Source organism: Oleiphilus sp. HI0061 (genome assembly GCF_001635675.1).
In genome coordinates, this window is record NZ_LWFE01001089.1 from 1 (window position 1) to 10536 (window position 10536).

The window sequence follows — 10536 nt, forward strand, 5'->3', positions numbered from 1 at the left end:
TGGATCGGAATATGGCTAAATTAATAATAAGAATAATCACAGTCAGTACGCCGGTTATCATATAGAAGGTTGACTTACTTCGTGCTTTGGTTGCCTCTAACGAACTGTTCATCATGGCAGATAACGAAGTAAGCTGTTCCTCGCTTTGATGGATGGTAGCACGTAGCTGACCGAGCAAGCCTGTTTCGGGGCTTAATCCAAGTTCTTGTGTCTTAACCGTTAGCTTTCTAAAGTCATAAGCGTAAGCGTTCAGGTTTTTTCTGACCTGGTCTTTAATTTGCGAAGGTAGCGCTCTGCTATCCAAAGTAGACATTATTGCCGCCATATCAGTATTAAACTTATCGATGTATTTTGTGTCTAGTCGCAGCATAAAGTCTTTTTCTCGACGACGTAACATAAGTGTTTCCGCAAGCAGTTGGTAGTCTTTTAGCTCAGTAATAGCGGACTCAGCACTGTGTACTGATGCTCGAAGAGTACCGTAAAGCCCGGTTTTAGGTGTTAATCCTATTTCTTTTTGAGTTTTCGATATGGTTAAAAAAGTTTGATGATAGCTTTTTATTATGTCGCCTAATTTGGTGAGATTATCTTCAGTGTCAAACCCAAGTGAGTTGTTTAATACTTTTAGTTCGCTAATTTCTTTGTTTAGCTTTGCAACATTATCAGAGAATCGTGTGACGTATTTTTCATCTTTCCTGGTGAGGAAGTCCTTTTCATTCCGTCTCAAGGTAAGCATGTTAGAGTTAAGCTTTTCAATGGACACAAGCGAAGAAGCTGACTCTGATAGTGTCTTGCTAAAATTGAGCTCGACTAAGATGATTGTAAGCATACCAACTAATGTAATAGTGCAGATTGATAAGAGCTTAGATTTAATTGATATGTTATCTAACAGTTTGGACATATTTGACCCCCTATTGCCTATTCCAGAAGCTCGTTACCTATGAAGTTGAGCTGTATCACAGATAGTATAGTTGAGTTTTGACTTTTAGGAGCTTGAAAAATGGACTTTTGTATTTGTGTGTTTAGGCGCTCAAGAGATGGTTATCCCAGGCAATTTTGAGGCCTGGGTTGGATAAGTTTTGACTAAGTTCTTTTGTTGTATTGTTGTAGTGGTAAAGGTTGCCTAAGCCGTTGGAAATAACAAATTCATTGTTTCGATAGCTGGTTAAACCGCAGCCATCTTTACAACGAAGACTGCTTAAATAGATTAATTGATCAAAGTCCCAAAAGGTAATCAAATCTCCTTTGGGTGAGGAAACCGCGGCAGTTTTTCCTATGGGGTCAAAACAAACGCTGCCACAATAATGCTTCATGGCATAATTAACATCATCGGGTGCCCAAAGAGGTTTGAGGTCTTTCCCTCGTTGGTGGTGGGCAACCAAGGGAACGCTGTCAGTTTTATCTCCTTGATACTGTAGGCCGATCACCACTTCATCTCTTTGGTTGATATCGATGTGACGAATGCTCAGCTGGTGGTATTCCTCTTTTAACTTTACTTGCTCTAGTAAGTCACCACTCGTAAGCGAGACATAAGTTAGTGAAGGGGACATGGTATCGAGGTTCAGCTTTACACGACCTTTATCCGGGTGTGTGAGAATACCTCCATTGGCAATAACTAAAGTATCCGTGTCGCTGCAGAGCTTTATTTCATGTGGACCAATACCATGGCTTGAGAGCTGGGCGTGTACGCGATAATCGTTGAGCACATCTCTCACAAAAAGCCTTCCTTGACCCGAATCTATGTGATTTTCAGTGCTGACCAAATAACGTCCATCAGGTGTGTAAAGAGCATGCCCGTAGAAGTGGAAACCCTGTTCAGGCTGAATATGTTTTATCACTCTGCCTGATTTGATTGAAGATACGATTATGTATTGACCAGGACGCCGCCCAATGACTGCTATTTCTTCTTTATGAGGGTGCTTGATCACCTGGTGAGCTCTGGCGGGAAGCTTAAGCCGACTGACAGGTTCGCCATTTCCTTGTAAGCAAATTACCCAATGCTGACCGTGTCTATCCCTAGCTGCACTAATGAGCAATTCTGAGTCGTTTTCCTTGGCGAAGGCATTGAATGGGCTGAGTAAGCTGCTTGCGACTATAGATCCAAGGAGCTGTCTTCGGCTTAGCCTTGTGTTTTCTAATGTCGAGAGTTTGTCAGTCATTAATCACCATCTCGACTGTTAAAGCCAAGGTGAATATCCAAGGCCGATACTGATGTTTCGAGCTCCTTGTGTAAGGTGCCTATTTTCTTATAGATGTCTAATGTTGCCTGGTAGCCTTCAGCTGTTCTGACTGCATTTTCCAAAGGTGTATTGATCTGCTTAATTGCATCGACCAGGGCCGTGTATTGATGGCTAATTGAATGGTATCTTTCAGGGGGGAGTATGTTGGCTAGCCCTTCAAACATAAGCTGAAGGCTAAGAATATTCAACTCAATATTGCGCAATGAGCGTTGGCTTCTCCATGATTCCAGTCGCTTATATTTTTCTTTCCCAAACGCGCTGCCAAGCGGGCGTTTAAGCTTTAAGTCTCGTATGACTTCCAAGGGTTCGATCATTGTTTTTAATAAAGCTGTGGCGGCGTCGATGTCGTCTTCGAAGTAGCCGTCTAGTTGTTTAGCGTCGGCAAACTGGCCACGCATATGCTTAAGCCACTCGCTATGTAGTGATGTACTGATCGTCGAAACATTCTGAGAGATCGTCGTTAATACATCGCAGTGGAACTTATTTGCCTTGAGTTCATTGAGCGCCGATTGTTTGAAAAGAATTCTTTCAATCGCGGGTAAGCCTTTAACGCTAATGCTGACACGCTGGAATTTATCTTCATTCAGCAATGTTTTGTCGTCACTTGCTAGAAGAACACCTAGGTGTTTGCCGATATGATTCTTCTTGTCGGGCCAGAACTGTAAGCTATGGCTGCGCATTGAAAACTCTATGGGGCCAAACGTGATATTTTGAATAGATTGCCAGGCATCCATCGTCTTGTGGAAATCACCGATGCTATTATCTAGCGCCTCTTGAGAAGGGCTTTGGCAGAGGCCTTGGGTGCTCTGCTGCAAAGCCTGAGAGGCAGCGCTAAGCGATTGATAAAACGGGATAACAAAGCTATTAACTGTCGCATGGTTGAAGTTTTTCCAGTCAGCTTCACTTGGGGCGGCATGACATACAAATGAGAGGATACAAGCTAAGAAAATACTGGAAATCGTAGAGGTTCTGTTCATTAAAGTGATTCCAAAAAAGTAAGCAGTTGTGCGCGTTGCTCTTGGGGCATTGTTTGTACGGCTTGCTTGGCAGATTCGGCCTCGCCGCCATGCCACATAATTGCTTCAAGTATACTGCGTGCGCGGCCGTCATGCAGAAGAAAATGGCTGCCATTTACGTATTTGTCTGAACCGAGCCCCCAAAGTGGAGCGGTTCTCCATTCCTGTCCGTTTGCCTTAAACTCGGGTCGATTGTCCGCCAGCCCTAGCCCCATGTCATGCAGTAATAGATCGGTGTAAGGCCAGATGGTTTGCATGTTAAGAGAAGTTTGCTCAGTATGCCCGGATGTTTGATAGCTTGGAGTATGGCACGCGGCACAGCCAGCGGAGTGAAAGACGGCTTTTCCTTTATTGACCATTTCTGCATTGTCTATTTTTCGAATGGGTACCGCGATATTTCTTGTATACAGCAATAAAGCATCGGTCATCGCCTTTGGCGCTTCCATGTGGTTGATATCCGGGGCTTGGCGGGTGCGGTTTCCATGGGCTTGTTTTCGGCAGCTTGTTTGTGAAGGAGTGCAGTCGCCCCAATGTTGTGGAAATAACGGTGTACTAATGCCGAGATCCCCCTTGAACGCGCTAGCGTTTTGTTGACGAAGGTTGGGGGTGCCTGCTTTCCAGCCAAAACGGCCAAGTGCCGGTGCTTGTTTTTGCTGATCCCAAACCCAATTGGCTTTGCCTGAAATACCATCTTGGTTACTGTCGTCTGGGTCGGTTTTAGAAAGAATGTCCTGTTCATTTATCGCTTCGATAAGACCCAATCCGATCATGGGCGAGGAAATACGTGGCGAAATCATCAAATCTTCATCCATTGGGCCATACTGAGGCGCTATGATTTGGTAATCCGGCTTTCTTAGGCTAACCATTTCGCCTTCGCTTAGCTGAATTTTTTGTTCTGTATAGCTGACTCGTAGCTGTGCCTCAGCTTGTCCACCCGGGTAGGCAAAGGTCTGTAGCTGAGTGCCATAAGTAGGCTCTGGTATTAGCCCTATGAGGCCACTTTCCAGTGCTCGTTTTTGCTCGGCAGTTTTGGCTGGAGTGCTAAGCCGAAGAAATAGTGCAGGGGAGGTTTTACCTTCTTCTTTTAATATGCCTCGACCATTCTTCTCGTGGCAACGGGAGCAGGATCTTGCATTGTAGAGTGGGCCTAAGCCATCACTTGCGGTCGTACTTGAGGGGGCAAATACCCAAATTTTTTCAAAGATGGCCCGGCCGATTTTAAAGTCGAGCTTTGTCTCCATATCCAGAAGGGGGGAGGGATGATCAAAACTGTTTCGTTGTTTGCTTTGGCCAGCACTATGTTGACCTGATGGGTAGAGTTCTCTGGCACTATGGAGTTTGCTATTTGAAGCGAGGGTCGAGTCAGCATTTATGTAGAGTAAAAAGCTGACCGCTAAAAGAGGAAGTGCGAAGATGGTTTTATTCATAGCTACCAAAACGCCCGCTTGTTAGGCGGGCGTAAATAAACAGGTGCGTCACCTAGTTGTTAATTACTCTGCTACAGCAGAAGGGTTGTCCAGGCTGTCAGAACCTTCAAAATCAATATTGCTGAGGCCTAAGACCTGAATGACCTTTTCAGTTGTTTTGGCTTGAGCAACGAGTGCATCAACAAAGTTCTGAACGATTTGGTTGCCCGCAGTATTACCTTCACCGATCAATACATCAAAAGCTTGGCCTTTAGCCGCCGCGTCAACCATTGCTTGAGCCGTCGCTTGAGTAGCATTAAGCTTACCCAGCATTTCAGCATCCAGTGCTGGGTCTGCTTGCTTCACTAAGTCAGAAAGGCTTGCACCATCTACTGAGTTGTTGTTGATGCTCTCATACTGACCCATATAGACATTCTTGATGCCCAAGGCGTCATAGTAGTGGGAGTTATGAGTGTTATCCGAGAAGCAGTCATGTTCTTCTTCAGGATCGTGTAGCATCAAGCCAAGCTTAGTCCGCTCGCCAGCTAGCTCGCCATACGCAAGGCTACCCATGCCTGTCAGCATGGTTGCCAAGGCACCTGCTTCGCTTTTAGCGGTTAGCTCAGCAACTGATGCTCCGCCTTCTTTCCAGTTATTGGCCATGTCTTCTAGGTCTGAAATCAATAAGCTTGTTGCTGCTTGAAGGTACTGACGACGGCGCTCACAGTTGCCACCGGTACACTTATCAAGTGAGAAATCGCTTGCTGGGCGAGAGCCAGCACCAGGGTTGTTACCGTTTAAGTCTTGGCCCCACAGCAAAAATTCGATGACGTGATAACCCGTTGCAACGTTAGACTCAACTTCGTCAATTTCATGCAGAGTGTTTGCAAGTAGTTCTGGTGTAATTTGGCTAGCATCTACTTTCTTGCCGCCAATCATTGGTGCAGGGTTGGCAATGATGTTAGCAGCATAGAATGGGTTTTCATCAGACTCAGCACCATATGAAGCATCAACATAGTCGATCAAACCTTCATCAAGAGGCCATGCGTTGACTTTACCTTCCCAATCATCAACCGATGCGTTGCCAAAACGGTAGACTTCTGTCTGTTGGTAAGGCGCGCGTGCCGCAATCCAAGCGTCTTTAGTTTTTTGCAAATTGGCTTCGTTAGGATTAGCTAGAAATTCATTGACTTGAGCTTGCAGTGCTTGAGCGGCGCTTAGCGAGTCCTGATAGTTTTCTTTAGCGATATCAATATAAGTATCGATAACTGAAGCTTGGCTAGTTTCTTTTGTTTCCATCATTCCGCAGCCGGATAGGCCCATAGCGGCGACTGAGCCTGTGAGGACAAAGTTTCTAATGGATGATTTTAGAGAAAGCATGGATAACCCCTGAAAGTTAATTTTAAAAATGACCTAATGGACCAATATGGCGAAGATGATATTCTAAATGATAAGTATTATCAATAAGATTTATAGTCTAGTCAGTGATTAGGCTTTCATATCGTTTATCTGTCAGTAGTTTTAAAAATGCGACTAGCGCATCAATACGCTTGTCATCTAGCGCAGGGCCTGATTGAAGTTCCTCAAAAGAGATTGTTTCGTGGAATTCTGGCTTATCCCAGCTTTCGCCCGTTTCTGGGTTTATCTGACGCTTGGCGCTTTTGGAGTTATATTTGTTATAGAAGTCGATAACTGTTCGAAGCTCTTTAAAAACACCGTTGTGCATGTAAGGGCTGGTGACGGCGACATTTCGAAGCGTTGGTGTTTTGAATTTTCCTTTATGCTTTTCATCGTGGACTTGAGCGTTCGCGAGTAGACCTATATCGACATAGTCTTCGTCGAGCTTGTTTTGTTTTCGAACAGCAAGGTTTGTCGGTATACCAATGTTGTGATACTCATAATTGCTGAAGGTTTCATCCGGCGCGGTTGGGCTGCTTCGTAATTGGTGGCATTGGTTACAGTTGGTGAATTGCTGCGAGAAGAATAAGGTCATTCCAAGTTCTTCTTGCTTACTAAGTTCATATTCGCCTCTTAAATAGCGGTCATACTTTGAGTCGAAGGGAGAGAAAAAATCGGTTTTTTCAAAGGCTGCGATGCTTTCGGCCATGGCGTCATAGAGCTTCCCCGGTTTACTTAATATGTCTTTTCCAAATAGGCTAGAGAAGGCTTGTTTATAGACCTCCGATTCAAGTAGACGTGCTTGCATACTTTCTTTGTTAGGTATACCCATTTCGATACCTGCGAGTGGAGGACCTTTCGCTTGGTCAGCCAGTGTTGCTGCTCGGCCATCCCAGAACTGTCCTCCAACATGCTTTCCTTTCTTATTAACATGAAAGATAGGAATCTGGTTCGCATAGCTGCTGGTTGGTGCGCTACGGTCACCAAAAGATTGTTGATCGTCACCTAACGAAACCATTCCTTCAAGGTGAGTATGCCTTGTGTCATGTGTGCGCTTATCGACAAACCCTGTCGCAGGGTTATGGCAGCTAGAGCAAGATTGAGTCCGGTTTAATGAAAGGTTTGGGTCGAAGTAGAGTAGTTCACCTAGGGCTTCTTTAGAGTTTATTTGTGCAAGGGCAATGTGGCTGGAACAGATTGCTATCAACATGAATAGACTTAACGCTAGCTTGGAATGGCCTTTCCGGTATGTGAAAAAGACTGGCAGGGGGCGGGCTGTGTTCATAGTTAGAGATTCCGGTCTAAGCTGGTAATGTGGGTATTAGATATATAAATGATAATTAATACAAGGTGAGAATAATTCCTGTTACCATTTGTTGATCCAAGTCAATTCTGTAAGTTTGTGTGAGTGTAAGTGGTGAGATGTAAGTTCAGTATTAGCTAATGTAGCCTTGTGCGCTAAGGCACAAGCTTTATAACGACTGACACGCGGTGCGTAGGCGGTAGATAGGGTAAGCTTAAAACATATCAAATTTAGGAGTTTCTTGTGTCTTCCATACCTTCAAAATTACTTATGCTGAAAACCCTTAGTGAAGTGCCGCGTAGTGAGTATTCTGATGTTCGAGTACCTAAGAATTTAAATAATACGAAGGAAAGGTTGGGCTTTTTAAAGATGCTTAGGCAAAAGCCGAGTGCGCAACAAAAGGTTAGTAGCGCCAAACCCAGGTTGTTAACCTTTAATGCGGCGGTTTGGTTGAGTTTGGCGCAAGCAGCGAAAAAACCGGTATCTCTTTGGTTAAGCTACAAAGATGCACAGGGAGAGAATACGATCTTGGTTGACGAGCAGTGTATGGGAGAATCTAAGTCTGCAATGTTATCTGGTAATGTGAGCTTTAAGGTGAGTGGAAATCTAGAATACCTGAGGGCTTGCTGTGGAGGGGTAGATGAAAAGCAGAGTCTGGTTGTCGAAGAGCTGCATGTAAGACGCTTAAAGCAAGAGATAACTTATCCTGGCCAGCTGGCGCAAACAGCTTAGCGTTTTACAACAAAAAAACGCAACTAACAATTGGGGTCATTAGCTGCGTTAAAGGGTAAAAGGAAAAGAAACTTAGCTTAGTATTAAGCCATAGCTTCTTGTGCAGTAGGCTTGGAATATTTAAGTACCCGTCCTACAACAGTTTTATACTGGCTTGAAAAGCTTCCCGTATTGTAAGGGATCTGATATTTCTCACAGATCTTCTGAACTTCAACAGCCATTGCTGGGTAATGACGTGCTGGCACATCTGGATATAAATGGTGTTCGATTTGGCAGCTCAAGTGACCTGTCATAATATGGAATAACTTGTTGCCCTCTAGATTTGAAGAACCCAGTATCTGACGGAAATACCATTCACCTTGTGACTCTCCCTGAATTTCTTCTTCAGTAAAGGTATGAGCGTCTTCGGTAAAGTGACCGCAAAAGATAATGGTAGAGGTCCAAAGGTTTCTAAGGATATTGGCAATTAAGTTACCGAGTAATACTTGCCCGGCCACAGGCCAGCATAGTAAAGGAAAGAATATGTAATCCTTGAAGGTTTGACGGCCGATTTTGCTAAAGAAATCTTTCTTTAATTGCTTGCGGCTAATTGGCAGGGAACTTGTCTCGCGGCGCTTGCCCATAAAGATTCTTTCTGCAGCGACTTCGTGGTAAGCAATCCCTGCTTCAAAGAAGGTGCTAAGCCCTAGGTAGCTGAATATCTGCCAGCGGTTTTTTGGCCGCCAAGGCAGGTCATCGCTAAGACGGAATATGCCATAGCCAAAGTCACGGTCTTTGCCGATAACATTTGTATAAGTGTGATGCTCGTGGTTGTGATAGCGCTTCCAAGAGCCCGAGTCTCCCGCAATATCCCACTCGAATTTTCTGGAGTTAATGTTAGGGTCATTCATCCAGTCATATTGCCCGTGCAGTACATTGTGGCCAATTTCCATATTGTCCAGAATCTTTGCTAAGGCCAACAGTAAAACTGCCAACACCCATAATAGGGGGCTTACAAAGCCCATTACCATTAGGATTCGGCCAGCAATTTCACTGCCGCGTTGAATTGCGATTAAACGTCGAATGTATTTTGCATCACTTGCGCCCACTTTCTTAAGGGTGTCTGCGCGAACTTTGTCCAGCTCTTCTGCAAAGCCGTCTAAGATTTCTCGGGATGGCTTCTGAGTATTGTTCGGATTCATAATGTCTTCCTGATTAATCTCTTAAAGTTCAAGTTCTACTTTGCCAACCGGCACCGAAACACAAAGCTGTATTTCTTCTTCTCCGGTATCCGAATATTGTTGGGTTCGCGTATTGAAGACTCGCCCGGTCTTCTTTTTACAAATACACTGGTGACACACGCCCATTCGACAACCCGCAACGGGTTTTAAACCTTGGTTCTCTGAGATTTCCAGCAGGGTAGCTTTGTCAGACTCGATAAACTGCTGAGGGTCAAAGGTGACTTGCTTTCGAGAGTCCAGGTAATCGACTTGAATCAGTTCATCGGCATCGTCTGCATTCATTCCCTCAAGAGATAAAGGCTGTTGGCCGAAGTATTCAAAGTGGATATCTGCTTCAGGAACCGTATTGGACGTTAGAAGCGATTGGGTAATTTCAATCATTTTCCCAGGCCCACATACGTAAAATTCTTTTTCGCTGATGTCTTCTACAAACATTTCCAGCTGCTGCTGATCTATTCTACCTTGGTGGTCACTATAGATAGTTGTTACCTGCAAACCCTTCGCTTCAAGGTGAGAAAGTTGCTCGGAAAAGAATAGGGATTGGCTATTATTTACATAAAAGAGCAACTGAGCCTGCTTATACCAAGCGTTGCTCTGGTATTCGTTCAGCATTGAAAATATGGGGGTTAGTCCGCTTCCGCCTGCAATAAATACTTTGTCTTTTACTGAGTTGCTTAGTTGGAAATCACCTTGGGCTTCGGATAAGTAAACAGTGTCACCACTTTTCAAAGCTTGGTTGAGCCATGGCGTTACAGCACCTTCTTCATTTGCGCGTATGGTTAAGGTGATTTCACCTGTGCGAAGAAAGTGTTTAGGCGAGCAGGAAAGGCTAAAGGTACGTGTTAGCATTGCGCCATCTTTTTCAACGCTTAGCTGTACATATTGTCCGGCATTAAAACCAGTCCATTTTTTTTCTGGCCTTAAAGTCAGCGTGTAGATGTCATCTGTTTCATTTCTTATGAAGAGTACTTGAGCACTAGTTCTTCCGTGACGCCAATTTGGGCGAAAAACCTGAATAATGGGCTCTAAAAAGACACCAAAGCTACCGGTATTGGTAAGTTGGCGGCTTAAGAAGCCAATAGCTTTCTGAGCGATTGTTTGCGATTCTGCTATAGGGCTTTCGCTGTTCATCCCTTTAGACATAGTGACCTCCTACTAAGTTCGAGGTACAGTTGTACGCTTTTTGTTCTATTATGTCTAGAATTGTCAGTCGCATAAGTATGA

Annotated in this window: 9 protein-coding genes; 1 reads left to right on the forward strand and 8 read right to left on the reverse strand. The window is 44.4% G+C overall.

Features of this window, described 5'->3' with window-relative positions:
• The 6 genes from A3735_RS15435 to A3735_RS15465 form a co-directional block, all read right to left on the reverse strand.
• A partial coding sequence (locus A3735_RS15435; protein WP_197485907.1) for a hypothetical protein occupies positions 1 to 898 on the reverse strand: 898 nt, incomplete at its 3' end.
• Between the two features lie 121 nt (positions 899 to 1019).
• Positions 1020 to 2156: a DUF1513 domain-containing protein gene (locus tag A3735_RS15445; protein ID WP_068511217.1), complete on the reverse strand. Its 1137-nt coding sequence runs from the start codon at positions 2154 to 2156 to the stop codon at positions 1020 to 1022.
• Positions 2156 to 3214, reverse strand: a complete 1059-nt coding sequence (locus A3735_RS15450) for an imelysin family protein (RefSeq protein WP_068638237.1) — start codon at positions 3212 to 3214, stop codon at positions 2156 to 2158. Before A3735_RS15450 ends, A3735_RS15445 begins: the two co-directional genes overlap by 1 nt.
• Positions 3214 to 4680 (reverse strand): di-heme oxidoredictase family protein, encoded by a 1467-nt coding sequence (locus A3735_RS15455; RefSeq protein WP_068554986.1) that lies wholly within the window; start codon positions 4678 to 4680, stop codon positions 3214 to 3216. The genes A3735_RS15450 and A3735_RS15455 overlap by 1 nt, the downstream gene beginning before the upstream one ends.
• A 63-nt stretch (positions 4681 to 4743) precedes the next feature.
• Positions 4744 to 6039: an imelysin family protein gene (locus A3735_RS15460; RefSeq protein WP_068511211.1), complete on the reverse strand. Its 1296-nt coding sequence runs from the start codon at positions 6037 to 6039 to the stop codon at positions 4744 to 4746.
• Between the two features lie 97 nt (positions 6040 to 6136).
• The gene (locus A3735_RS15465) at positions 6137 to 7267 is read right to left on the reverse strand and encodes a cytochrome-c peroxidase (protein ID WP_068511209.1); all 1131 of its coding nucleotides are present in this window, start codon (positions 7265 to 7267) and stop codon (positions 6137 to 6139) included.
• 336 nt (positions 7268 to 7603) lie between these two features.
• Between A3735_RS15465 and A3735_RS15470 the strand changes: the two genes are divergently transcribed.
• Positions 7604 to 8092 carry a hypothetical protein gene (locus A3735_RS15470; protein WP_156490436.1) on the forward strand — a complete coding sequence of 163 codons (489 nt, stop codon included), beginning with the start codon at positions 7604 to 7606 and terminating at the stop codon, positions 8090 to 8092.
• An 83-nt stretch (positions 8093 to 8175) separates the two neighbouring features.
• Here the strand turns inward: A3735_RS15470 and A3735_RS29740 are convergent, their stop codons facing one another.
• The gene (locus tag A3735_RS29740; RefSeq protein WP_068511207.1) at positions 8176 to 9273 is read right to left on the reverse strand and encodes an acyl-CoA desaturase; all 1098 of its coding nucleotides are present in this window, start codon (positions 9271 to 9273) and stop codon (positions 8176 to 8178) included.
• 21 nt (positions 9274 to 9294) lie between these two features.
• Complete coding sequence (locus A3735_RS29745; protein ID WP_068553587.1) at positions 9295 to 10455, reverse strand: flavin reductase family protein; 1161 nt, start codon at positions 10453 to 10455, stop codon at positions 9295 to 9297.
• Between the last annotated feature and the right edge of the window lie 81 nt (positions 10456 to 10536).

What these genes read in the sequence shown, in the direction of transcription:
- A3735_RS15445 (WP_068511217.1), bottom strand. Translation starts at nt 2,156, where the DNA reads ATGACTGACAAACTCTCGACATTAGAAAACACAAGGCTAAGCCGAAGA.
- A3735_RS15450 (WP_068638237.1), bottom strand. Translation starts at nt 3,214, where the DNA reads ATGAACAGAACCTCTACGATTTCCAGTATTTTCTTAGCTTGTATCCTC.
- A3735_RS15455 (WP_068554986.1), bottom strand. Translation starts at nt 4,680, where the DNA reads ATGAATAAAACCATCTTCGCACTTCCTCTTTTAGCGGTCAGCTTTTTA.
- A3735_RS15460 (WP_068511211.1), bottom strand. Translation starts at nt 6,039, where the DNA reads ATGCTTTCTCTAAAATCATCCATTAGAAACTTTGTCCTCACAGGCTCA.
- A3735_RS15465 (WP_068511209.1), bottom strand. Translation starts at nt 7,267, where the DNA reads ATGTTGATAGCAATCTGTTCCAGCCACATTGCCCTTGCACAAATAAAC.
- A3735_RS29740 (WP_068511207.1), bottom strand. Translation starts at nt 9,273, where the DNA reads ATGAATCCGAACAATACTCAGAAGCCATCCCGAGAAATCTTAGACGGC.
- A3735_RS29745 (WP_068553587.1), bottom strand. Translation starts at nt 10,455, where the DNA reads ATGTCTAAAGGGATGAACAGCGAAAGCCCTATAGCAGAATCGCAAACA.